Origin of the sequence: Umezawaea endophytica (assembly GCF_025061645.1) — a bacterium.
GTDB classification, from domain to species: domain Bacteria; phylum Actinomycetota; class Actinomycetes; order Mycobacteriales; family Pseudonocardiaceae; genus Umezawaea; species Umezawaea endophytica.
This window is the reverse complement of record NZ_JANYMP010000002.1, coordinates 535,265-559,670: the sequence shown is the minus strand read 5'-3', so window position 1 is coordinate 559,670 and position 24,406 is coordinate 535,265. Positions and strand designations below refer to the sequence as shown.

Genomic DNA, 24,406 nt, shown 5'->3' with positions numbered 1-24,406 from the left:
TCGTGGAGCCTCCACGCGCCGCGTGCCCGCTAGTGGATGACCGGGCAGACCCCGGTGGTGCCCACGGGGAAGAAGTTGGGCACCATCTCCTCCGTGTCGTAGTACCGGTGGAACACCGGGGTCAGCGACCCGGACATGGGCGGGACGATCCAGGACCAGTCGGCCGGGCACTTGCGGCCCGCCGCCTCCTCCTTCTGGACGTGCGTCAGGAAGCGCTGCGACTCGGTGTGGTGGTCCGTGATCGTCACGCCTGCTTCGGCGAACGAGTGCAGGACCGCCCGGTTCAGCTCGACCAGCGCCCGGTCGCGCCAGAGCGTCTGCTCAGACGAGGTGTCGAGCCCCATCCTCTTGCCGAGGTAGGGCAGCAGGTCGTAGCGGTCGTTGTCGGCGAGGTTGCGGGCGCCGATCTCGGTGCCCATGTACCACCCGTTGAACGGCGCCGACGGGTAGTCGACACCACCGATCCGCATCCGCATGTTGCTGATGACGGGAACGGCGTGCCACCGCAGGCCGAGCTTGGCCAGCCACGGCAGCTCGGGGTGGCTCAGCGGGACCTCGAGCACGGCGTCCGGCGGGAGGTCGACCATGCCCGTCTCGGCGTCCGTGCTCTCCACGAGCACCGGCAGGACGTCGAAGGGACCTCGGGTCCGGGGCGGCTGCCAGCCGCGGGTGATCGCGAGGTCGGTGAGTTCCAAGTTCCGGCGGTCGCCTAAAACACCGCCGTCCGGTCCGCGGTAGGCGGCGTACCGGATGAGCTGCTCGTTGCGGATGCGGGGACCGGGCTGACCGGGCTCGTCGGGGGCGAACACGGACATCACCGGGCGGATCTTCCCCGCGTTGGTGGCGATCCGGAGGTGCTCGACGCACTCGTCCGCCACCTCCTTGGGGTCGCGGAGATCGCGGAGGTCGCGCACCTTGAGGCTGCGCCAGTAGAGCCTGCCGATGCAGCGGGCGCTGTTGCGCCAGGCAACCCTGGCGCCGAAGGTCAACTCCGTTGTGGTGTGCCGGTAGGTGCCGGTCGCCGCGATCTCCGCGTGCACTTCGGCGAGTCGGTCTTCCACCGGTCCTAGGTCATGGTTTTCCTCGTGGTGCAGCCGGACGAACGCCTCTGCTTCCGCGATGTCGATCTCGGCCGCCTGCGGGGCGGCGGCGTTCTCGACGAGTGACGGAGGCAGCGGCATCACGTCTTCCGGACACGTGGGGACGGGGGCCATGGCGGGACACCGTAATTGCACTTTCGTGGTCGGTGCACCGCCGTGCCGGTCACCGAGTTACGCCGACGAGGCACCCGAGGTGGACACCGTAAGTGCTTGATCCGTCAACCGGGTGACCAGACCTGCGATTACGAGTGGTGTTGCAATCGTTACGCCTCGGAAGCCTTCCGGTTACCCGTGGGCAAGATCACATAGATTGTTCAGTCGATACGGTGACGAATTCACCTTGTCAAGCGATGCCCCCCGCGTTCATCCGTCGTTCACCTACCGGCATACTCGGCGGACAATGATCAACACCAGTGCCGAGCTCTACCTGCTCATCACGCGCTTCGCGCAGAGCACCCCCGAATGGGTGCACTCGTTCGCTGACGTAGGCACCGACGCGGGTCTGCTGGTCTTCGCGGCCCTCTTCGCGTGGAACGGCTGGCGCACGAGGGGAACGCCCACCCACCGCCTCGCGCTGGTCGCGCCGCTGGCCGTCATCGGCGCCTACCTGGTCAGCGAGGTGACCAAGTCGCTGATCCAGGAGGACCGCCCGTGCCGGGCCGTGGCGGGCGCCGTCCCCATCGCCGAGTGCCCGAGCGTCGGCGACTGGTCCTTCCCCAGCAACCACGCCACGATCGCGGCCTCCTGCGCCGTCGTGCTGGCGGTGCTCTGGACGCGCCTCGCGCCGCTGGTCATCCCGCTGGCGATGCTGATGGCGTTCTCCAGGGTCTTCGTCGGCGTGCACTACCCGCACGACGTGGTCGCCGGGTTCCTGGTCGGCTCGGTCGTCGGCGTGACCCTCGCGCTGCTCGCGGTCAGGCTGGTGGGGCCGAAGGAGAAGGCGGCCGTGCCACGAGCACCGGTGGCCGCCAGGCGCTGAACCGCGCCATCCCGGACACCGCGACCTTCGCCGGGACCGCCCGCAGCAGCGCGTTGCGCGCCGCGACGGCCACCGGGTTGCGCAGGCCGTGCCCGGCACGGCCCATGAGCCGCGACGCCCTGGCCACGGCCTGCGTGCGGGGCCTGCGCTCGCGGTCGTACCGGGCCAGCGCCTCCGCCACGGTCGCGCCGTCCGCGCACGCGGCCGCCAGCACCACGCCGTCCTCGATCGCCTGGCACGCGCCCTGCCCGAGGAACGGCGTCATGGCGTGCGCCGAATCGCCCAGCAGGGCCACCCGGCCGCGCACGTACGTGGGCAGCGGGCTCGCCAGCTCGTGGACGTCGTGGCGCAGCACGGACTCCGGGTCGGTGGCGGCCAGCAGCGCCGGGATCGGGTCGTGCCAGCCGTCGACGAGCCTCTTCACCTCGGCGAGTTCGTCGTCGGCGCGCAGGCCCGCGGGCGACAGGGTCGCGGCGTACCAGTAGACCCGGCCCGCGGCGAGCGGCAGGACGCCGAACTCCGTGCCCGGCCCCAGGGTCTGGCCGATCTCCAGCGGGCCGTCGTGGTCGACGACCGCGCGCCACGCCGTCGTCCCCGCGTAGACCGGTTCGGGCGCGTCCGGCCAGAGCGTCGAGCGGACCCGGCTGGCGATGCCGTCCGCCGCGACCACCAGGTCCGCCTCCAGCTCCACGGGCTCGCCGTCCACGAGGTAGCGCACGGCGGGTTCCACCTCCACGACGTCGGCCGAGGTGACGAGGCTGTCGGCGGGCAGCGCGGAGCGCAGGACCCGGTGCAGGTCGGCGCGGTGGATCGCGACCAGCCTGCCCAGGCGGTCGAGACCGTCCTCGTCCAGGTGCCCGAGCGCCCGACCCCGGTGGTCGAGGACGCCGCCGGGCAGGCGCGGGGTGCCCTCCCGGCGCACGGCGTCGCCGAGGCCGAGCGCGTCGAGCGCGCGCAGGGCGTTGGGCATCACGCCGATGCCCGCCCCGACCTCGCCGAACTCGGGCGCGCGTTCGAGCACGGTCACCCGCCAGCCGACCCGCCGCAGCGCGACCGCCGCCGTCAGGCCGCCCAGTCCCCCGCCGACCACCACCGCCGTTCCCCGCATGCCGCCCCCTCGTTTTCTACAGGTGTAGAGCCGCGATACTACAACTGTAGAAACGAGGTGTCACCGTGACCGACCGCATGGACCTGCTCGCCGACGCGGCCATCGAGGTCGTGGCCGCGCACGGGATGCGCGGCCTGACCCACCGCGCCGTCGACGCCGAGGCGGGGGTGCCGCCAGGGTCGACGTCGGCGTACTTCCGCACCCGCAAGGCGCTCGTGGAGGGGCTCGTCCAGCGGCTCGCGGACCTCGACGACGCCGAGATCACCACAGCCCGGCTGGACCACCTCGCGGTCGACGGCCCGGCGGACGTCGACCGGCTCGCCGAGGGCGTGGCCGCCCTGCTGGACCACTGGCTCACGGTGGGGCGGTCCCGGTCGCTGGCGCGGTTCGCCTGCCTGCTGGAGGCCACCCACCACCCGGAGCTGCGCACGATCCTCGCTCACGGGGACCGGCCGCGGGCCCAGGCGCGCGCGGTCGTGGCGCTGGCGGGCTCCACCGACCCGGACCGCGACAGCCGCGCGCTGGTGGCGTTCGTCGACGGCCTGCTGTTCGACCGGCTCGCGGGCGCGGGCGTGACGACCGCACCGCCGCCCGGCACGCCCGAGAGCCGCGACCAGCTCCGGCACGCGTTCCGCGCCGCCCTGCTCGGGGTGCTGCGGGGGTAAATCGGTGGCGGGCCGCCGGGCCCGTCCCTATCGTCGGGGCCATGGGATCACCTTTCGGCGTGTTCTACCTCTGAGTTCGGCCACGGTTCGGCGTGCGGTCGCACGCCGGTCCTCGATGTGCCCGAAACGCTCGCCACCCCGGCTTGAGCACCAGAACCAGTGGAACGCGCCCCGCTCTCCTCGGCGCGCGTCCCCGCCGTCAAGAGGTGACCTGTGCGCGCTGTGCCACAACCGACCCACCACGCCCACCTGCGGGCCGAAGACCTGAGCAAGGGCTTCGAGGAACGACCCGTCCTGTCCCGGATCTCGCTCACCGCGTCCGCCGGTCAACGCCTCGGCGTGATCGGCGAGAACGGCCGGGGCAAGTCCACCCTGCTCGGCCTGCTCGCGGGTGACCTCGAACCCGACGCGGGCTCCGTGACCCGCCACGGCTCGGTGGCCGTGGCGGCGCAGGAACTCCCGTTCGCCGACGACGACACCGTCGGCACGGTCCTCGACCGCGCGACGGCGGCGGCACGGGCCGCGCTGTCCGAAGTGGACGGTTCCGCCGCGGCGCTGGCCGAGGCCGAGCCGGGCGCGGACGACCGCTACGCGGCAGCGCTGGCCGAGGCGGAACGCCTGGAGGCGTGGGACGCGGAACGGCGCGCCGACCTGGCGCTCGCCGCGCTGGACGCGCCCGCCGACCGGTCCCGGCGGCTGGCCGAGCTGTCCGTCGGGCAGCGGTACCGGGTGCGGCTCGCCTGCGTGCTCGCCGAGCGCGCGGACGTCCTGCTGCTGGACGAGCCGACGAACCACCTGGACGCGACGGGGATGGACTACCTGACCGCGCGCCTGCGCGAGCACCGCGGCGTGGTGGTGCTGGTCAGCCACGACCGGGTGCTGCTCGACGAGGTGTGCACGGCCCTGCTGGACCTGGACCCGAACGCCGAGGGCGAGGTCGTCGCGCACGGCGGCGGCTACTCGGCGTTCAAGGCCGCGAAGGCGGCGGAACGCGCGCGGTGGGAGCAGCGGTACGCCCTGGAGTCGGCCAGGGACGCCGAACTCCGCGAGAAGGTCGCGGCGGCCGAGGCGCGGCTGATCACGTCGTGGCGGCCTCCCAAGGGGGCCGGGAAGCACAAGCGCGCGACCCGTGCGCCGGGCCGGATGCGCACCGTCGCCCGCAGGCTGGACGAGCTGACCGGGCAGCGGGTGCCGAAACCGCCGGAGCCGCTCCGGTTCACCGGCCCGGACCTGGCCGCGGGTCCGGACGAGGTGCTGCTGGGCGCCTCCGGCGTCACCGTGCCCGGCAGGCTGCGCCCGCACCCGGACCTGGCCGTCGCCGCGTGCGGGAGGCTGGTGGTGTCCGGCGCCAACGGGACGGGCAAGTCGACGCTGCTGGCCGTGCTGGCCGGGCGGCTGGCGCCCGCGACCGGCGTCGTCCGGCACGGGGCCGGGACCCGGATCGGCCTGCTGGCGCAGGAGTCGGACTTCGCCGACCCCTCGCTGAGCCCGGCCCGCCTGGTGCGCGACCCCGAACCGCTGCGCGCGCTGGGCCTGCTGCCCGACGTCGACCTGACCCGGCCGGTCGGGCGGCTGTCCACCGGGCAGCGCAGGCGGCTGTCACTGGCGTTGCTGCTGCTCGGGTCCCCGCACGTCCTGCTGCTGGACGAGCCGACGAACCACCTGTCGATCACGTTGGTGGACGAGCTGACGGAGGCCATCCGGGTGACGTCCGCCGCGGTCGTCGTGGCGACCCACGACCGTCGGCTGCGGCGTGACCTGGACTCGTGGCCTCGCCTCGACCTCATATGAAAACAATGTTCTTCACGGAGTCGTAAATCTTCTGTAGCTTCTGAAGTAGGTCCCTTAACGCACTGGGAGGTGTGCAAGATGACCGAAACGATCTCCACGGGTCTGCCCATGACCCGTGACAACCCGTTCGACCCACCCGCTGAGCTGGGAGTCCTCCGCGAGGAAACACCGATGAACCGGCTCCGGTTCCCGGACGGGCACCTCGGCTGGCTCGTCACGGGCCACGAACTGGTCCGCCAGGTGATGGGCGACCGCCGCTTCAGCTCGCGATCCGAGCTGCACCACATCGCGATCCGGCGTGGCAACACCCCGATCGGCCGCAGGCCACCGGCGACGCCGGGCATGTTCATCGGCATGGACGCGCCCGACCACACGAAGTACCGCAAGCTGCTCACCGGCCAGTTCACCGTCCGGCGGATGAACCTCCTGTCGGCCCGCGTCGAGGAGATCGTCCTCGGGCAGATCGCGGAGATGCGGGAGCGGGGCACGTCCGCCGACCTCGTCACGGCGTTCGCGCTGCCCGTGCCGTCGCTGGTGATCTGCGAACTGCTGGGTGTGCCGTACGAGGAGCGGCACTCGTTCCAGGAGGACACCGCGACGGCCCTGCGGCTGGAGTCCAGCGTCGACGAGGCGATGGCGGCGTTCGAGCGGGTGAAGGACTTCATCCGCGACCTGGTGCGGCGCAAGCGCTCCGAGCCCGGCGACGACATGCTCAGCGGGCTGATCGCCGCCGACGAGCACCTCGACGACGAAGAGGTCACCGGCATGGGGGTGCTGCTCCTGATCGCCGGTCACGAGACGACGGCGAACATGCTGGGCCTCGGCACGCTGACCCTGCTGAGCAACCCCGACCAGCTCGCCGCGCTGCGGGCCGACCCGTCGCTGATCGACAACACCGTCGAGGAACTGCTGCGGTACCAGACGATCGTGCAGTTCGGCGCGACCCGCACGGCGCTGGAGGACGTCGAGATCGGCGGCCACCAGGTCAAGGCGGGCGAGACGCTGTCGCTGTCGCTGCCCGCGGCGAACCGCGACCCGCACAAGTTCGACCGCCCGGACGAGTTCGACGTCGAGCGCTCGGCGAGCGGCCACATGAGCTTCGGCCACGGCGTGCACCAGTGCCTCGGCCAGCAGCTCGCGCGGATCGAGATGCGGATAGGCTTCGCCGCACTGTTCCGCGAGTTCCCCGACCTCCGCCTCTCGGTGCCGGTGGACGAGGTGCCGCTGCGCACCGACATGGCGATCTACGGGGTGCACGCCCTACCGGTGGGGTGGTCATGAAGGTAGAAGCCGATGCGACGAAGTGCTGCGGTTCCGGCATGTGCGTGCTGACCGACCCGGACGTCTTCGACCAGAGCGAGGACGACGGCACGGTCGTCGTGCTCGACGCCGAACCCGCCGCGTCGCACCACGCGGCGGCGCGCGAGGCGGCGGCGCTGTGCCCCGCGGGCGCCATCACCGTGCACGAGTGAGCACCCCCCGACACCCCGTCCGCTAGCCGGGCGGGGTGTCGGGTCCACCCGCTCTGACCTGCCCTTCCGCGACGATAGGGGTCGCATTGGGGGCCGTCAGGGGTGTCGTCCCCACGAGCCCGTCACTAGCTTTCGACAAGCGATCTGTGCCGGGGAATTGTCGTGCGGGCTTCGTGAAAAGGGTGGCGCTGAATGTCCAACGAGGAGAAGCTCCGCGACTACCTCAGGCGGGTGACCGCGGACCTGCACAGCACGCGCCACCGGTTGCAGGAGGTCGAGAACGCGGGCCAGGAGCCCGTGGCGGTCGTGGCGATGGGCTGCCGCTTCGCGGGCGGGATCACCTCACCGGAAGAGCTGTGGGACTTCGTCGTGAACGGCCGGGACGCCGTCGCGCCGTTCCCCACGGACCGCGGCTGGGACCTGGAAGCGTTGTACCACCCCGATCCCGACCACCAGGGCACCTCCTACGTCATGGAGGGCGCCTTCGTCGACGGGGTCGCCGAGTTCGACCCGAGCTTCTTCGGCATCTCGCCGCGCGAGGCGATCACGATGGACCCGCAGCAGCGCCTGCTGCTGGAGACCGCGTGGCACACGTTCGAACGCGCGGGCATCGACCCGCACTCGTTGCGCGGCAGCCGAACCGGTGTGTTCACCTCCACCAACGGCCAGGACTACTTCACCAACCTCCAGGGCGAACTGCCCGAAGGCCTCGAGGGCCACGTCGGCACGGGCACGGCGGCGAGCATGATCTCCGGCCGCCTGTCCTACACGTTCGGCCTCGAAGGCCCCGCCGTCACGGTCGACACGGCGTGCTCGGGTTCCCTGGTGACGCTGCACCTCGCGGTGCAGGCGCTGCGCAACGGCGAGTGCGACCTCGCGTTGGCAGGCGGCGCGACGATCATGACCTCCCCCGGTGCCTTCATCGACTTCAGCCGTGCCCGCGGCCTGTCGTGGGACGCGCGCTGCAAGTCGTTCGCGGCGGGCGCCGACGGCACGAGCTGGGGTGACGGCGTCGGCCTGGTGCTGGTGGAACGGCTGTCCGACGCGCTGCGCAACGGCCACGACGTGCTCGCGGTCGTCCGCGGCATCGCGGTGAACCAGGACGGCGCGTCCAACGGCCTGACCGCCCCGAACGGCCCGTCGCAGCAGCGCGTCATCCGCCAGGCGCTGGCCGACGCGCGGCTGTCCGCGATGGACGTCGACGTGATCGAGGCGCACGGCACCGGCACGAAGCTCGGCGACCCGATCGAGGCGCAGGCGCTGATCGAGGCCTACGGGCCCGAGCGCGACACCCCGCTGCTGCTCGGTTCGGTGAAGTCGAACATCGGCCACACCCAGGCCGCGGCGGGTGTCGCCGCGATCATCAAGACGGTCCTCTCGCTCCAGCACGGCGTCGTGCCCAAGACGCTGCACGTGGACGCGCCGTCGCCGCAGATCGACTGGAGTTCCGGCGCGGCCGAACTGGTGACGGAAACCCGCCCGTGGCCCGAGACCGGGCACCTCCGCCGGGCCGGTGTGTCGTCCTTCGGTTACAGCGGCACGAACGCGCACGCGATCCTGGAGCAGGCGCCGGAAGCCGCCGCCGAGACGATCGAACGTCGTGCGCTGCCACTGGTTCCGGTGGCGCTGTCGGGCAAGACCGAGGAAGCCCTGCGCGCCCAGGCCCGCAACCTCCTGGACTGGGACGGCGACCTCGCCGACCTCGGCTTCTCCACCGCGACCACGCGGGCGCACCTGGACCACCGCGCGGTCGTCGTGGCCGAGGACCGCGACGACCTGGTCGCCGGTCTCCAGGCCCTCGCCGACGGCTCCCCCGTGGCGAGCGAGGCGGTGGAGGGCCGGACGGCCGTGCTGTTCACCGGCCAGGGCAGCCAGCGGATCGCGATGGGGCAGGCGCTGCACGCCGCGTTCCCGGTCTACGCCGAGGCGTTCGACGCCGTGTGCGACCGGTTCGACCCGCGGCTCCGCGAAGCCCTGAACGACGCCGACCTGCTCAACCAGACCGAGTTCACCCAGCCCGCCCTCTTCGCCATCGAGGTCGCCCTCTACCGCCTGGTCGAATCCTGGGGCGTCACACCGGACTTCCTCGCGGGCCACTCCATCGGTGAACTCGCCGCCGCGCACGTCGCCGGAGTTCTGTCGCTCGACGACGCCACGACGCTGGTCGCCGCGCGCGGCAAGCTGATGCAGGCGTTGCCGACCGGCGGTGCGATGATCGCCTTGCAGGCCACCGAGGACGAGGTCCGGAAGCACCTGACCGACCGCGTGTCCATCGCCGCGATCAACGGGCCCCGCTCGATCGTCATCGTGGGCGACGAGGACGCGGCCACCGCCGTGATCGCCCAGTTCACCGACCGCAAGTCCAAGCGGCTCACCGTGTCCCACGCGTTCCACTCCCCCCGCATGGACGGCATGCTCGCCGAGTTCCGCGCGGTGGCGGAGGGGCTGACCTTCAACGCTCCCACCACCTCGATCGTCTCCACGTTGACCGGCAAGCTCGTCACGGACGAGGAGATCACCTCGCCGGAGTACTGGGTCCGCCACGTCCGCGAGGCCGTCCGCTTCGCGGACGCCGTGCGGACGCTGGAATCCGAGGGCGTCACGACGTTCCTGGAGCTGGGCCCCGACGGCGTGCTGACCGCGATGGCCTCGGAGACCGCGACCAGGGCGCGGCTCGTCCCGTCGCTGCGCAAGGACCGCGACGAGGTGCGGGCGATCGTCACCGCGCTCGGCGCCGCGCACGTGAGCGGCGCGCCGGTCGACTGGACCGCCTTCTACGCCGGGTCGGGCGCGCGGCGGGTGCCGCTGCCCACCTACGCCTTCCAGCGCGAGCGCTACTGGGTGGAGAGCGGCCAGGCCGCGCAGGACGTGACCTCGGCCGGTCTCGGCTCTGCCGACCACCCGCTGCTCGCCGCGGTCCTGTCCGCGCCCGGCGGCGGCACGCTGTTCACCGCCCGCCTGTCGCTGGCGGGTCACGCGTGGCTGGGCGACCACGTCGTCTCCGGCAACGCCGTCGTGCCCGGCACCGCCCTGGTGGAACTCGCGATCCGCGCCGGTGACGAACTCGGCTGCGGCCACCTCGAAGAGCTGCTGCTCCAAGCACCGCTCGTGCTGCCCCAGCAGGGCGCGGTGACGCTGTGCGTCTCGGTCGCGGAACCGGACGCCTCCGAGCGGCGCGCGATCACCGTGTACTCCCGCCAGGACACCGACGAGTGGACGACGCACGCGATCGGCGTGCTGACCGACGAGCGCGTGCCCGCCGGGTTCGACCTCGCCACCTGGCCACCGCCGGGCGCCGAGACCGTCGAGCTGGGTTCGGTCTACGAGGACCTCGCCGAGTCGGGTCTGGTCTACGGCCCGGTGTTCCGGGGCCTCAAGGCCGCGTGGCGCGACGGCGACGACCTCTACGCCGAGGTCGGCCTCCCCGACGCCGAACACCGCCCCGCGTCCCAGTTCGGCGTGCACCCGGCGCTGCTGGACTCGGTGCTGCACGCGCTCGGGCTCGGCGCGGAGAAGCAGGAGACCGGCTCGCTCCCGTTCTCCTGGAACGGCGTCAGCCTCTACGCCGCGGGCGCGACCACGTTGCGCGCCAGGATCTCCCCCGCCGGGCAGGGCGTGTCGATCAGCGTCGCCGACGGCGGCGGCGCACCCGTGGCGCGCGTCGACTCGCTGGTGCTGCGGCAGATCGGCGGCATCAAGTCCGGCGGCGCCAAGTCCGACTCGCTGTTCCGCGTCGACTGGACCGCGTTGTCGTTGGAGGGCCAGGAGAACGCCGCCCGGCCCGTGGTGCTGCACGCCCCCGACGGCGACCCCCGCGAGGTCACGGCCCGCGTGCTGGCCGACCTCCAGGAACACCTGGCGGGCGACGACGTGCTCGTCGTGGTCACCAGCGGCGCCGTCGCGGTGCTGCCCGGCGAGGACGTGCCGAACCTCGCGCACGCCGCCGCGTCCGGGCTCGTGCGGGCGGCCCAGTCCGAGCACCTGGACCGGATCTTCCTGGTGGACACCGACTCCCCCGACCAGCTCGACGCGGCCGCCCTGGTCGCCGCCGGTGAGGGCGAGGTCGCGATCCGCGGCGGCAAGGCGTTCGCGCCGCGCCTGGTGCGGGCGTTCGCGGGCACCGTGCCCGCGTTCGAGGGCGACGGCCCGTGGCGGATGGACTTCACCGAGCAGGGCACGGTCGACAACCTCGTCACGATCCCCTGGCCCGAGGTCACGCGCGACCTGGAGCCGCACGAGGTGCGGATCGGTGTGCGCGCGGCGGGCGTGAACTTCCGCGACGTGATGAACGCGCTGGGCATGTACCCCGGCGACGCGGGCCTGATGGGCCTGGAAGCCGCCGGTGTCGTGCTGGCCGTCGGGTCCGGTGTGGACGGTCTCGCGCCGGGCGACCGGGTGATGGGCATGATGGACGCGGCCTTCGGGCCGGTCGCCGTCGCCGACCACCGGATGGTGTGCCCGATGCCCGCGGGGTGGACGTTCACCGAGGCGGCCGGTGTGCCGCTGGTGTTCCTGACCGCGTTGTACGGCCTCGGCGACCTGGCCGGTCTCGGCGCGGGCGAGTCGGTGCTGATCCACGCCGCCGCCGGTGGTGTCGGCATGGCCGCCACGCAGGTGGCCCGCCAGTTGGGCGCGGAGGTCTACGGCACCGCGTCCACCGGCAAGTGGCACGTGCTGCGCGCCGCCGGGATCCCCGACGACCACATCGCCTCTTCCCGCACCACGGAGTTCGAGCGGCAGTTCACCACCGCCACCGGCGGTCGTGGTGTCGACGTCGTCCTGGACGCGCTCTCGGGCGAGTTCGTGGACGCCTCGCTGCGCCTGGTCGGGCTGGACGGCGGCGGCCGGTTCGTGGAGATGGGCAAGACCGACGTCCGCGAGGTCGACGAGGTCGCCGCCCAGTACCCCGGCGTCCGCTACCGCGCGTTCGACCTGATCGAGGCCGGACCGGACCGCATCAAGGAGATGCTCCACCAGCTCTACGACTGGTTCTCCGCGGGCAGCCTGCGCCCGCTGCCGGTCACCGCCTGGGACCTGCACCGCGCGCCCGAGGCGTTCCGCTACCTGGGGCAGGCCAAGCACATCGGCAAGGTCGTGCTGACCATCCCGGCGAAGCTCGACGGCACCGTGCTGATCACCGGCGGCACCGGCGGGCTCGGCGCGGAACTGGCCAGGCACCTGGTCGGCCAAGGCGTTCGGCACCTGGTCCTCACCTCCCGCCGCGGCCCGGACGCCCCTGGCGCGGCCGAACTCGTGGCCGAACTGGACGCCCAGGTCGACGTCGTCGCCTGCGACGTGTCCGACCGCGCCTCGCTGGAAGCGCTGCTGGCGGGCATCCCGACCCTGTCCGGCGTCGTGCACACGGCCGGTGTCCTGGCCGACGGCATCGTGGAATCCCTGACGCCGGACCGGATCGACACCGTGTTCGCGCCGAAGGTCGACGCCGCGTGGCACCTGCACGAGCTGACCCGCGACCGCGACCTGGCGATGTTCGTCCTGTTCTCCTCCTCCGCGGGCCTGCTTGGCTCACCGGGGCAGGCCAACTACGCCGCCGCGAACACCTACCTCAACGGCCTCGCCGCCCACCGCCGCTCGCTGGGCCTGCCGGGCATCGCGCTGACGTGGGGGCTCTGGGACCAGAGCGCGGGCATGGGCGCGGGCCTGTCGAAGGTCGACCTCGCCCGCATGGCCCGCGCCGGGATGCCCGCGCTGGCGATGGCGGAGGGCATGGCGCTGTTCGACTCCGCGCTGGTGCTGGACGAGCCGGTCACCGTGCCGATCAAGCTCGACCTCGGTTCCCTGCGGTCCGCCAAGAACGACCTGCACCCGTTGCTGCGCGGCCTGGTCCGCGTGCCGGTGCGCCGGGCCGCTGCGGGCAGTGGCGCGGAATCCTCGCAGTGGAGCCAGAAGCTCGGTTCGCTGAGCCCCGCCGAGCAGGACGAACTGCTGCTGGACATGGTCCGCGGCCAGGTCGCCGTCGTGCTCGGCTTCTCCTCCGCGCAGCAGGTCCAGCCGGGCCGGGGTCTGGTCGACATGGGCCTGGACTCCCTGTCCGCCGTGGAACTCCGCAACACCCTGAGCAGCGCCACCGGACTCCGGCTGCCCGCCACCGTCGTCTTCGACTACCCGACGCCGCAGGCGCTCGCGGGCCACCTCCGCACCGAACTCGTCGACGCGGCGGGCAGCGGTCCGGCTCAGGCCGTGGCGGCGACCGTCGGCTCCGACGAGCCCATCGCGATCGTGTCGATGGCGTGCCGCCTGCCCGGCGGCGTCCGGTCGCCGGAAGACCTGTGGGACCTCGTGTCCACGGGTCGCGACGCCATCGCGCCGCTGCCGGTGGACCGCGGCTGGGCCGTGGAGGACTTCGACTTCGACGTCGCGGGCGGCGGTTTCGTCGACCACGCCACGGACTTCGACCCGGCGTTCTTCGGCATCTCCCCCCGTGAAGCCCTCGCGATGGACCCGCAGCAGCGGCTGCTGCTGGAAACCACGTGGGAGACCTTCGAACGCGCCGGGCTCGACCCGGCCGCGCTGCGCGGCAGCCAGGCCGGTGTCTTCATCGGCGGCAGCGCCACGGACTACGGCAGCGGCGGCGTCACCGTCCCCGACGAGCTGGCGGGCCTGCTGCTCACCGGCAGCACGCCCAGCGTCATGTCCGGCCGCATCGCCTACACGTTCGGCCTCGAAGGCCCGGCGATGACCGTCGACACGGCGTGCTCGTCGTCGTTGGTGGCGCTGCACCTGGCCGCTCAGGCGCTGCGGCGCGGTGAGTGCGACCTCGCCCTCGCGGGCGGCGTGATGGTCCTGTCCACCCCCGCCCTCTTCGAGGAGTTCGCCAAGCAGAGCGGTCTGTCGGCCGACGGCCGCTGCAAGGCGTTCGCCGCGGGCGCCGACGGCACCGGCTGGGCCGAGGGCGTCGGGATGCTCCTGGTCGAACGCCTGTCGGACGCGCGGCGCAACGGGCACGACGTGCTCGCCGTGGTGCGGGGTTCGGCGGTCAACCAGGACGGCGCGTCCAGCACGCTGACCGCCCCCAACGGCCCGTCCCAGCAGCGCGTCATCCGCCAGGCCCTCGCCAACTCCGGCCTCTCGCCCGCCGACGTCGACGTGATCGAGGCGCACGGCACCGGCACGAAGCTCGGCGACCCGATCGAGGCGCAGGCCGTGCTCGCGACCTACGGCCAGGACCGCGAGAACCCCGTCCTGCTCGGCTCGCTCAAGTCCAACATCGGCCACGCCCAGTCCGCCGCGGGTGTCGCGGGCGTGATCAAGATGGTCCAGGCGATCCGGCACGGCATCGCGCCCAAGACCCTGCACGTGGACGAGCCCTCCCCGCACGTCGACTGGGCTTCCGGCGCGGTCGAGCTGCTCACCGACGCGCGGGCGTGGCCCGAAACCGGCAACCCGCGTCGTGCGGGTGTGTCCGCGTTCGGCATCGGCGGCACCAACGCGCACCTGATCCTGGAGCAGGCGCCCGAAGCCGCGACCAGCGGCTTCGGCAGCTCTGGTCCTTCCCGGCCCGTCGGTGGGGCTGCGCAGCGCAAGCCGTTGCCGCTGGTGCCGGTCGTGCTGTCCGCCAGGTCGCCGGAATCGTTGCGGGCACAGGCGGACCGCGTCGCGGCGCTGCCGCCGACCGACCTGACCGACCTGGGCTTCTCGTTGGCCACCACCCGGTCGCTGTTCGAGCACCGGGCCGTGGTCGTCGCCGAGACCCACGAAGACCTCGTCCGCGAACTCGCCACGATCGACGCGGGCTCGGCGTCCGGCGGCAGGCTGGCGGTGCTGTTCACCGGCCAGGGCAGCCAGCGGATCGGGATGGGCCAGGAACTCCACGCCGCCTACCCGGTGTTCGCGCAGGCGTTCGACGCGGTGTGCGACCAGTTCGATCCCCGCGTCCGCGAGGCCTTCACCAACGCCGACCTGCTCAACCAGACCGAGTTCACCCAGCCCGCCCTGTTCGCGCTCGAGGTCGCGCTCTACCGACTCGTCGAATCCTGGGGCGTCACACCGGAGTTCCTCGCTGGCCACTCGATCGGCGAACTCGCCGCCGCCCACGTCGCCGGGGTCCTGTCCCTGGAAGACGCCGCGACCCTGGTCGCCGCGCGCGGCAAGCTCATGCAGGCCCTCCCGACCGGCGGCGCGATGATCGCCTTGCAGGCCACAGAGGACGAGGTACTGCCCCACCTGACCGACCGCGTGTCCATCGCCGCCGTCAACGGCCCCACGTCCGTCGTCGTCTCCGGCGACGAGGACGCGGTCACCGCCGTGATCAGCCGGTTCGGCGACCGCAAGTCCAAGCGCCTCACCGTCTCCCACGCGTTCCACTCACCGCGCATGGACGACATGCTCGACGAGTTCCAGGTGGTGGCGAAGGGCCTCGACTACGCGGCCCCGCGCGTCCCGATCGTCTCGACGCTGACCGGGAAGCTCGTCACCGCCGAGGAGATCACCTCGCCCGAGTACTGGGTCCGCCACGTCCGCGAGGCCGTCCGCTTCGCCGACGCGGTCACCACCCTCGAAGCCGAGGGCGTCGGCACGTTCCTCGAACTGGGCCCGGACGGTGTGCTCACCGCGATGGGCGCGGACAGCGTCCAGCAGGCCGTGCTGGTCACGGCCCTGCGCGCGGACCGGTCGGAACCGCGCACGCTGCTCAAGGCCTTGGGCAAGGTCCACGCCCGCGGCGTGGACGTGGACTGGGCCGGGATGTTCGCGGACACCGGCGCCCAGCGCGTCGCCCTGCCGACGTACGCGTTCCAGCACGACCGCTTCTGGCTCGACGCCGCACCGAGGTCGAGCGCGAGCGCCGCGGCGGACGCCGAGTTCTGGGCCGCCGTCGAGCAGGAGGACCTGGCCTCGCTGGCGGGTCTCGACCTGTCCGGCGACCTGCCGCTGCGGGACGTCCTGCCCGCGCTGTCCACGTGGCGGCGCGGCAGCCGCGAGCGCTCGGCGGTGGACGGCTGGCGCTACCGCGCCCGCTGGCAGCCCGTCGACCCCGGCTCCACCACCGCGTCCGGCCGCTGGCTGGTCGTCGCGGACCTGCACGAGGCCGCCCTCCTCGCGGGTCTGGCCGCCCACGGCCTCGACGTCGTCCCGGTCGACGCCTACTCCGACCGCGGCGCGCTGGCGAAGTCCATCGCCGACGCCGGTCCGGCCGACGGCGTCCTGGCGCTGGCCCGCGACCCCGAGGCGACCCTCGTGCTCGTCCAAGCCCTCGGCGACGCGGGCCTCGACGCACCGCTGTGGTGCCTGACCCGCGGCGCGGTGTCGACCGGCAACGACCACGTCGACCCCCTCAAGGCCGCCGTGTGGGGCCTGGGCCGGGTCGTCGCACTGGAACACCCCGAGCGCTGGGGTGGGCTGGTCGACCTGCCGTCCACGATGGACGGTGAAGGCCTGCACCGGCTCCTCACCGTGCTGGCGGGCCGCGAGGACCAGGTGGCCATCCGCGCGGGCGGGGTCTTCGGCCGCAGGCTGGCCCACGCCCCGGCCCGTGCGAACGCCCGGCCGTGGACGCCCGGTGGCACCGCGCTCATCACCGGCGGCACCGGCGCGCTCGGCGGTCACGTCGCCCGCTGGCTCGCCGCGGCGGGCGTCGACCACCTGGTCCTCACCTCCCGCAGGGGCCCCGAGGCGCCCGGCGCGGCCGGGTTGACCGCCGAACTGGAAGCGCTCGGCGCCCGCGTCACGGTCGCCGCGTGCGACACGACCAACCGCGCCGCCGTGGCCGCGCTGGTCGCCGAACACCCGCCGACCTCCGTGTTCCACGCGGCGGGCACCGAACTGGTCCGCCCCATCCACGAGCACGACACCGACGAGTTCGACGCCGTGCTGGCCGCCAAGGTCACCGGTGCCCGCCACCTCGACGAGCTGGTGGGCGACGTGGACGCGTTCGTCCTGTTCTCCTCCATCTCGGCCACCTGGGGCAGCGGAGCCCAGGCCGCCTACTCCGCGGCGAACGCCGCGCTGGACGGCCTGGCGGAAGCCCGGTCGGCCCGCGGCGCGGCAGCCCTGTCGGTCGCCTGGGGCCCGTGGGCCGGTGGCGGCATGGCCGACGCCGAGGCCACGGAAGCCCTGCGCCTGCGCGGTGTCGTGGCCCTGCCGTCCGCGCAGGCGCTGACGGCGCTGGGAGAAGCGCTGGCCCAGCACGACACCACCGTCACGGTCGCCGACGTCGACTGGCAGAGGTTCGCGGCCGTGTTCACCGCCGCCCGGCCCAGTCCGCTGATCGCCGACCTGCCGGAGGTCGCGCAGGCCCCGCGGGCCGCCACCCCGGACCGCTCGACCCTGGTGGGCGAACTGGCGGCGCTGACCCCGATGGAGCAGGACCGCCACCTGATGGACCTGGTCCGCTCGCGGGTGGCCGCCGTGCTCGGCCACAGCGGGATCGAGGCGGTGCAACCGGATCGCGCGTTCGGCGACCTGGGCTTCGACTCGCTGAGCGCCGTGGAGCTGCGCGACACCCTCGGCTCCTCCACGGGTCTGGCCCTGCCCGCGACGCTCATCTTCGACTACCCCACGTCGACCGCGCTGGTCGAGTTCCTGCGCACCGCGCTGGAACTGGACGACCAGGTCCACGTCCCGGTGCTGGACGAACTGGCCCAGTTGGAGAACGCGGTGGCCAGGACCGACCTCGACGGCGACACCCGCGCCGCCGTGGTCGGGCGCCTCCAGTCCCTGCTGACCCGCTGCGCGCCGTCGGGCGGCGGGACCAGCATCGTCGACCAGATCGACGCGGCCGACGACGACGAGATGTTCGCCCTCATCGACCAGGAGTTCGGGGCCTAGGAGCGGGGTTCCCAGCGGAAGTAGCGGATGGCGAGGCCGGACCCGATCGCGACCCACGCGACGAGTGCGGCCAGCGCCATGCCCACGTTGTCCGTCGGCCCGCCCCAGGCGGCCTTGATCAGCTCGGCGACCTGGCCGCCGGGCACCAGCAGCACGCGGTAGTCGACGGTGTCGGTCACCAGCGCCCAGATCGCGCCGCCGAACAGGGCGAAGAAGAACGGGGCGGTGGTGATCTGGGCGAGTTCGGGGGTCGAAGTGATGCCGCTGGTGGCGACACCGACCGCGCAGCACATCGCGGTGCCGCCGACGACCGCGAGCGCCAGCAGCAGCGGGCGTTCCGGCAGCGGCGCGCCCGCGATCTTACTCATCCCCATCAGCACCACGGCCTGCACGAGGCCGAGCACGACCGTCGGCACGAGCAGGCCCGCGACCACCACCTGGTCGGAGGCCTCGCCGGTGCGCAAGCGCTTGAGGTAGAGGTCCTGGCGGCGGCTGACGAGCGACGTCGTGACGGTCATGTAGACGGTGAACCCGAGCATCATCACCAGTTGCAGGACGATGATGAACGTCCAGCCGGACGGGCCGTTCACCATCAGCAGCGCGCCGATCAGCAGCGGCATCGCCAACGCCAGCGAGGCGGCGGTCTTGTTGCGCAGCAACAGGGTCAGCTCGGTGCGGCTCAGTGCGAGGATCATCGGGACATCACTTTCTCGTCGGCCCGGACGGCGTGGAACACGTCTTCGAGCGAGGCGTGGTTGGCCCGCAGGCCGGTCAGGACCCGGCCGTCGCCGCGTGCCCAGTCGAGCAGTTCGCCGAGGTCGCGCTGGAGTTCGCCGGTGCGCACCTCGACGCGGCCGGACGGCTCGTGCACGACGTCACCGCGCAGCATCGGGAGCACCCCGACGTCGAACCCGGCGGGCACGTCGAAGCCGATGCGCGCGGGCTGCCGCGCCAGCACGTCCGACACCCGGCCCGACACGGCGATCCGGCCCGCGTGCATGATCGCGATCCGCTCGGCGAGCGACTCGGCCTCCTCCAGGTAGTGCGTGGTCAGCACGACCGTCGTCCCCTCGGCCAGCAGGCCGCGCACGACCTCCCAGACGCGCAGCCGGGACTCCGGGTCGAGCCCGGTCGTCGGCTCGTCGAGGAACAGCACCTCGGGCTTGCCGAGCGTGGCGAGCAGCAGGTCGAGCCTGCGCCGTTCACCGCCGGAGAGCTGCTTGATCCGCACGTCCCGGCGGTGCGCGAGGTCCAGCGCCTCGATGGCCGAGGCGGCGTCGGACGCGCGGCTGCTGGTGGCCTGCCAGAACGCGACCATCTCCGCGACCGTCAGGTCACCGGGGAAACCGCTGTCCTGCAACATGATCCCGATCCGCGGCCGGACCACCCCGCGGTCGGTCAGCGGGTCGGAACCGAGCACCCGCACGGTCCCCTGTGTCGCCTTCCGCAGCCCCTCGACGGCTTCCATCGTGGTCGTCTTGCCCGCGCCGTTCGTGCCCAGCAGCCCGAACAGCTCTCCCTGGGCGACTTCGAAGTCGACCCCTCGCACGGCTTCGAAGTCGCCGTAGGAGCACCGCAGCCCCTCGACCTGGATCACCGGATTCGTCATGTCCACAATGGTGGTCGCGCGCCCGGCGCGGGCGTAGTGCCGGAGAACACCGGTTCCGGTGACAAATGTCAGCAGACGCGGGCGGCCCGGTGTCCGTAGGTTCGTGCTGTGAGCAACCCGATGGGTCGACTGCGCCAGTACACCTGGTTCTCGTTGGCCATGGGTCCGGCGCTGCTGACGTTGGGCGGGACGCTGGACCTGGCCACCAGCGGCTACGGCGCCGTCAGGACGACCGGGTTGGCGTTGGCGCTGGCCGTGGTCGTCGTGCAGCACTCCAGGTACCTGTCGCTGGCCATGCGCGGCGGTTCGGGGAGCGTCCGGTGGCCGGAGCACGCCGCGACGTTCGCGGTCGCGCTCGGCTCGTGGGCCGTCGTGTCGACCCAGCACCCGGTGAGCGGCCTGTGGGCGTTCGTGCCCGGCGCCGTGATCGCGCACGTCGCCCTGCTGACGCCGATGGCCGCGCGCGTCGCCATCGGGGTCGGCGGCACCGCCGCGATCGTCACGGTCGGCGCCTGGGGCAACGCGGAGACCGGCGCGGACGACGTGATCGGGGTGGTCGCCCTCGTCGCCACGCTCGCGTTCGTCGAGCTGACGACGATGTGGTTCTGGCGGCTGGTCCAGGAACTCGACCGGGCCCGCGACACCGCGCGGGCGCTGGCCGTGGCCGAGGAGCGGCTGCGGTTCGCCGCCGACCTGCACGACATCCAGGGCCACAACCTCCAGGCCATCGCGCTCAAGGGGGAGCTGACCGAGCGGCTGGTCGGCCGGGACGACGAGACCGCGCGCAAGCTGGCGGCCGAGATCGCGGACCTGGCGCGGACGGCGTTGGCGGAGACCCGCGAGGTCGTGCAGGGCTACCGGCGGGCGGACCTGGGCACGGAGATCACCAACGCCGTCGGCATCCTGGAGGCGGTCGGCATCACGACGACGGTCGTCGGCGACGCGGGCGAGGTGCCGGAGCAGCTCCAGCAGTTGTTCGGCGCGCTCGTCCGGGAGGGCACGACGAACGTGTTGCGGCACAGCAAGGCCGAGCGGTGCACGGTGCTGATCTCCGTGCGAGGGGAGGAAGTGCGGGTGCGCCTCCAGAACGACGGCGTGGCGGGCGTCCCGGAGGAGCAGGCGGGATCGGGACTGGCCGGTCTGCGCGAGCGGTTCGCGGCGGCGGGTGGCCGGGTCGACGCGGGCCCTACCGCGGAGGACGGGTACGAGCTCTCCGGTAGTGCCGGGGTGCGCGCGTGATCCGCGTGGTGCTGGCCGACGACGAGGACCTGATCCGCGGCGCGCTGGCGGCGTTGCTGGAACTGGAGGACGACATCACGGTCGTCGCGGAGGTCAGCGACGGCGACGCGGCGGTGCGGGCCGTGCGCGAGCACCGACCGGACATCGCGGTGTTCGACCTGGAGATGCCGGGCCGTGACGGGGTGCGTGCGGCGGAGGCCGTTCGGGACGTGCCGGACCTCGTGGTCGTCCTCGTCACCCGGCACGCCCGGCCGGGCGTGTTGAAGCGCGCGCTGGCCGCGGGGGTGCGTGGATTCGTGCCGAAGACCACACCGGCGTCCCGACTGGCGTCGATCCTGCGGGACGTGCGGGCGGGCAGCCGGTACGTGGACTCGGACATCGCGGCGGCCGCGTTGACCGAGGGTGCTTGCCCGCTCACGGCGCGCGAACTCGAAGTGCTGCGCCACGCGCTGCGCGGCGGCCCGGTGGCGGGCATCGCACGCGAGTCGAACCTGGCCGCCGGAACGGTGCGGAACTACCTGTCCTCGGCCATGACCAAGCTCAACGTGAGCACCAGGCACGAAGCGGCACGCCTGGCGTGGGAGGAAGGCTGGATCTGACGGGGCCCGTTTCGAGGATCAGGCCCCGTCAGGTCTCTCACCAGCTAAGAACGCTTGCCTTCCATGGCTTCCAACCCGAGCATCTCCAGCAGGCGCTGGCAGTCGTCGGCGTTGTCGGCGTGATCGGCCACCGTGCGGGCGGCCTTGCCGTTCTGGATCACCGTCTGGATCTTCTCGTCGGCGCGTGCCTCGGCCAACCGGTCGCGCTCACGCACAGGTCCGATTCGTCGTTCCGTGATCAAAGGTGCTCCTCATCCGGTTCCGGAATCGCCGCGGGGGATGACGCGATTCCGGTTTGGCGCCCGCCCCGCACCGGTAAAGGCGCAGGTCGGTACCCACCGAGACTACGCCGTCCAGGTTGCGTTGGGGATACATCTGGTCGGATCGATACCTGAAGAAGACCCGAACGCCCGTCACTGAGCGTCGAGGTCGAGGTTCCGCAACTGGCCGCGGGAGGTCACGCCGAGCTTCGGGAACACGCGGTAGAGGTGCGAGCCGACGGTGCGCGGGCTCAGGTGCAGGCGCTCCCCGATCTCGCGGTTGCTGTAGCCGACGGCGGCGAGCTGGGCGACCTGCAACTCCTGAGGGGTAAGCGTTCCGGCGTCGCGCTGGAACGATCCACCCGCCGCGCGCAGTTCACCCTCCGCCCGCCGGGTCCACGCGGTGGCGCCGAGGCCGCCGTACAGCTCGGCCGCGGCCCGCAGGTGGACCCGCGCGTCGACCCCGCGCCGCTCGCGCCGCAGCCATTCCCCGTACAGCAGGTGTGTTCTGGCGCGGACGAACGGCCGGTCGCGGCCATCCTCTGTGGACAGTGCCCCCAGGTGGTGCGGTTCCGGGTCGTCGGAGAGCAGCGCGTGGCACTGGTGCAGCCGTTCCCGCGTCCACACCCGGTCACCGGCCCACTTCTCGAACCACTCCACGTGCCGCAGCGCCAGGTCGCGCTCGCCGACGCGCACCGCGGCCTCGACGACGTCGGTCAGCGCGCCGACCGTCATCAGCGGCTGGACGTCCAGTTCGGCCAGCAGGGCGAACGCCCCGGCGTCGTCGCCGTCCCCCAGCGCGAGCAGGCCGAGCGCCGCCCGCACCATCCCCGCCGCAGCGTGCTGCCGCAGCGGCACCGCGATGGCGAGCGCGCGTTCGGCGTACTCCTTGCACGCCACGGCGTCACCGCGCGCGGCGGCGAACCGGGCCAGCACGGCGAGCAGGTTCGCGGTCCACCCGCGCTGCCCTGCCTCGTGGGAGAACCGGACGCCCTCCTCGGCGTGCGCGACCCCTTCGGGCCACAACCCGAGCCGGTAGGCGATGTCGGCCTGGTAGTACAGCAGTTCCGAGATCGCGCCGGTCGCGGCCACGGCCCGCAGCCTGGCCCCCGCGGCCTCGGCGAGCTTGCGGGCCTCACGCTGGTCGGAGCCGAGCCAGGCGATGACCGTGGCCCACATCCACGTGCGCTCACCACCGTCCGGCTGGTGCTCGGCCAGGTCACCCGGCAGCTCCCACAGCTCCTGCGACGTGATCACGCCGTCCAGGAGCGCCCGTGCCGCCCGGAGCGTGGCGGGTGAGCAGTCGAGGTCGAGGATCCGCTCGGTGGCCGTCCGCGCGCCGATCATGTCGCTCGCGAGGAAGGCGCCGGACGAGGCCAGCGTGAACGTCCACGCCGCTTCCTCCGGGTCGTCGTCGGCCAGCAGCTCGCCGCACCTCATCAGGTGCCCGAAGGCCACCGCCGGGTCGCCGCTGTACAGCTCGACGGTGCCGTTGAGCTGCGCCAGCGTGACCGCGGGAACGCGGTCCACCATCACCTCGCCGACCAGCGCCCTCGCGACGTCCGGCTGACCCGAGTCCAGCGCGACGAACGCCGCCGTCACCAGCCTGCGCCGCCGCCCGTCCACCGTCTCGCTCAACCGCGCCGCCCGGCGCAGCACCGCCACCGCGGCGGCTTCCCCGCCCCGGCGGCGAGCCTCGTCCGCACCGCGTTCCACCGCCTCGGCCAGCCGCTCGTCCGGCCCGGTCGCGGCGACGGCCCGGTGCCAGGTGGCCCGGTCCGTGCTCGACCCGAGCTGGTCCGCGATGGCCAGGTGCGCGGCCCGACGGCGGTGGAACGTCGCGTCGGCGTACACGGCCGACCGCACCAGCGGGTGGCGGAACCGCAACTCCGTCCCCACCACGGTGAGCAACCCGGACTCCTCCGCGGCGCCGAGCGCGTCGTCGGCCACGCCGAGGCGCCGCGCGGCGCCCAGCACCGTGTCCAACCGCCCGGTGTCCTCGGCCGCCGCGACCAGCAGCAGCGACCGCGCCGACGGCGGCAGCGCCAGCACCCGCCGCAGGAACGCCTTGCGCACCCGCGTTCCCACCGGGACGGTCCCCGTCAGCGCGAAGTCCGCGACCACCGGGCCCAGGTCGTCGTGCTCCGCGAGTTCCACCAGCGCCAACGGGTTCCCGCCGGTCGCGGAGAGCACGGCGTCACCCGGCCACTCCTGCCCGCGGTCCTCCAGCAGCCGGGCCGCGTCGGGCTTCGCCAGCCCCTCCAACACCACCTGGGGCAGGTCCGATGTGTCCACAGTGGAATCGCGGACCGCGAGCAGCACCGCGACGGGCTCGTCGACGAGGCGTCGGCACGCGAACAGCAGCGCACCGGCGGACGCCCGGTCGAGCCACTGGAGGTCGTCCACGACCAGCAGCAGCGGCCCCTCGGCGGCCACGGCGGCGATCAGGGCCACCAGCGCGGCCGACACGACGAACTCGGACGCGCCCCCGTCCGCGATCCCCAACGCCCCGCGCAGCGCGTCGGCCTGCGCCGGGGGCAGCCCGTCGACGTGCCGCAGGACCGGCCGCACCAACTGGTGCAGCCCGCTGAACGCCTGTGCGACCTCCGACTCCACGCCCGCGCAGCTCAGCACCAGCGCGCCGGGCGCGCCCGCGACCGCGTGGCGCAGCAGCGTGCTCTTCCCGATCCCCGCCTCACCGCGCAGCACCAGCACCCCGCCGCGCCCCTCCGCCGCGCCCGCCAGCAGCGCGGCGACGACGTCCTGCTCGGCCTGACGCCCGTGGATCACCCGACGACT

The 24,406-nt window shown here is 73.0% G+C and carries 14 protein-coding genes; 8 read left to right on the top strand and 6 right to left on the bottom strand.

Translation table 11 applies throughout. The features are described 5' to 3' along the window. Positions 1-29 precede the first annotated feature (29 nt). Positions 30-1,181, bottom strand: a complete 1,152-nt coding sequence (locus tag NZH93_RS06110) for a nitric oxide synthase oxygenase (protein WP_259621917.1) — start codon at positions 1,179-1,181, stop codon at positions 30-32. A 319-nt stretch (positions 1,182-1,500) separates the two neighbouring features. Between NZH93_RS06110 and NZH93_RS06105 the strand changes: the two genes are divergently transcribed. Beyond that, entirely contained in the window at positions 1,501-2,079 is a 579-nt protein-coding gene (locus NZH93_RS06105) for a phosphatase PAP2 family protein (RefSeq protein WP_259621916.1), read from the top strand. Here NZH93_RS06105 and NZH93_RS06100 read toward each other — a convergent pair. Continuing rightward, the gene (locus NZH93_RS06100) at positions 2,015-3,187 is read right to left on the bottom strand and encodes an FAD-dependent monooxygenase (protein ID WP_259621915.1); all 1,173 of its coding nucleotides are present in this window, start codon (positions 3,185-3,187) and stop codon (positions 2,015-2,017) included. The genes NZH93_RS06105 and NZH93_RS06100 overlap by 65 nt on opposite strands. Positions 3,188-3,252: 65 nt before the next feature. Between NZH93_RS06100 and NZH93_RS06095 the strand changes: the two genes are divergently transcribed. The 5 genes from NZH93_RS06095 to NZH93_RS06075 all read left to right on the top strand — a co-directional run bounded on the left by NZH93_RS06095 (position 3,253) and on the right by NZH93_RS06075 (position 17,900). After that, complete coding sequence (locus NZH93_RS06095) at positions 3,253-3,852, top strand: TetR/AcrR family transcriptional regulator (protein ID WP_259621914.1); 600 nt, start codon at positions 3,253-3,255, stop codon at positions 3,850-3,852. 213 nt (positions 3,853-4,065) lie between these two features. Continuing rightward, the gene (locus NZH93_RS06090) at positions 4,066-5,643 is read left to right on the top strand and encodes an ATP-binding cassette domain-containing protein (protein ID WP_259621913.1); all 1,578 of its coding nucleotides are present in this window, start codon (positions 4,066-4,068) and stop codon (positions 5,641-5,643) included. Positions 5,644-5,721: 78 nt separating this feature from the next. Further along, complete coding sequence (locus NZH93_RS06085) at positions 5,722-6,924, top strand: cytochrome P450 (RefSeq protein ID WP_259621912.1); 1,203 nt, start codon at positions 5,722-5,724, stop codon at positions 6,922-6,924. Beyond that, a complete protein-coding gene (locus NZH93_RS06080) occupies positions 6,921-7,115 on the top strand; it encodes a ferredoxin (protein WP_259621911.1) in 195 nt (64 codons plus the stop codon). The genes NZH93_RS06085 and NZH93_RS06080 overlap by 4 nt, the downstream gene beginning before the upstream one ends. Positions 7,116-7,307: 192 nt before the next feature. After that, complete coding sequence (locus NZH93_RS06075; protein ID WP_259621910.1) at positions 7,308-17,900, top strand: type I polyketide synthase; 10,593 nt, start codon at positions 7,308-7,310, stop codon at positions 17,898-17,900. Here the strand turns inward: NZH93_RS06075 and NZH93_RS06070 are convergent. Next, on the bottom strand, positions 17,897-18,595 hold the full coding sequence (locus tag NZH93_RS06070; RefSeq protein WP_259621909.1) for an ABC transporter permease: 699 nt from the start codon (positions 18,593-18,595) through the stop codon (positions 17,897-17,899). The genes NZH93_RS06075 and NZH93_RS06070 overlap by 4 nt on opposite strands. Beyond that, positions 18,592-19,509 carry an ABC transporter ATP-binding protein gene (locus NZH93_RS06065; RefSeq protein WP_259621908.1) on the bottom strand — a complete coding sequence of 306 codons (918 nt, stop codon included), beginning with the start codon at positions 19,507-19,509 and terminating at the stop codon, positions 18,592-18,594. The genes NZH93_RS06070 and NZH93_RS06065 overlap by 4 nt, the downstream gene beginning before the upstream one ends. A gap of 108 nt (positions 19,510-19,617) precedes the next feature. Here NZH93_RS06065 and NZH93_RS06060 point away from each other — a divergent pair, with 108 nt between their 5' ends. Together NZH93_RS06060 and NZH93_RS06055 are read left to right on the top strand one after the other, a co-directional pair. Next, positions 19,618-20,748 (top strand): sensor histidine kinase, encoded by a 1,131-nt coding sequence (locus tag NZH93_RS06060; protein WP_259621907.1) that lies wholly within the window; start codon positions 19,618-19,620, stop codon positions 20,746-20,748. Beyond that, entirely contained in the window at positions 20,745-21,347 is a 603-nt protein-coding gene (locus NZH93_RS06055; RefSeq protein ID WP_259621906.1) for a response regulator transcription factor, read from the top strand. The genes NZH93_RS06060 and NZH93_RS06055 overlap by 4 nt, the downstream gene beginning before the upstream one ends. A 44-nt stretch (positions 21,348-21,391) precedes the next feature. On the opposite strand, the gene NZH93_RS06050 is transcribed toward NZH93_RS06055, so the two are convergent. Continuing rightward, positions 21,392-21,589, bottom strand: a complete 198-nt coding sequence (locus NZH93_RS06050; protein WP_259621905.1) for a hypothetical protein — start codon at positions 21,587-21,589, stop codon at positions 21,392-21,394. A 171-nt stretch (positions 21,590-21,760) separates the two neighbouring features. Further along, positions 21,761-24,397, bottom strand: coding sequence for an AAA family ATPase (locus NZH93_RS50540; protein WP_308214171.1), 2,637 nt, complete (start codon positions 24,395-24,397; stop codon positions 21,761-21,763). Positions 24,398-24,406: the final 9 nt, after the last annotated feature.

What these genes read in the sequence shown, in the direction of transcription:
- NZH93_RS06075 (WP_259621910.1), top strand. Translation starts at nt 7,308, where the DNA reads ATGTCCAACGAGGAGAAGCTCCGCGACTACCTCAGGCGGGTGACCGCG.
- NZH93_RS06105 (WP_259621916.1), top strand. Translation starts at nt 1,501, where the DNA reads ATGATCAACACCAGTGCCGAGCTCTACCTGCTCATCACGCGCTTCGCG.
- NZH93_RS06110 (WP_259621917.1), bottom strand. Translation starts at nt 1,181, where the DNA reads ATGCCGCTGCCTCCGTCACTCGTCGAGAACGCCGCCGCCCCGCAGGCG.
- NZH93_RS06065 (WP_259621908.1), bottom strand. Translation starts at nt 19,509, where the DNA reads ATGACGAATCCGGTGATCCAGGTCGAGGGGCTGCGGTGCTCCTACGGC.
- NZH93_RS06085 (WP_259621912.1), top strand. Translation starts at nt 5,722, where the DNA reads ATGACCGAAACGATCTCCACGGGTCTGCCCATGACCCGTGACAACCCG.
- NZH93_RS06100 (WP_259621915.1), bottom strand. Translation starts at nt 3,187, where the DNA reads ATGCGGGGAACGGCGGTGGTGGTCGGCGGGGGACTGGGCGGCCTGACG.
- NZH93_RS06080 (WP_259621911.1), top strand. Translation starts at nt 6,921, where the DNA reads ATGAAGGTAGAAGCCGATGCGACGAAGTGCTGCGGTTCCGGCATGTGC.
- NZH93_RS06070 (WP_259621909.1), bottom strand. Translation starts at nt 18,595, where the DNA reads ATGATCCTCGCACTGAGCCGCACCGAGCTGACCCTGTTGCTGCGCAAC.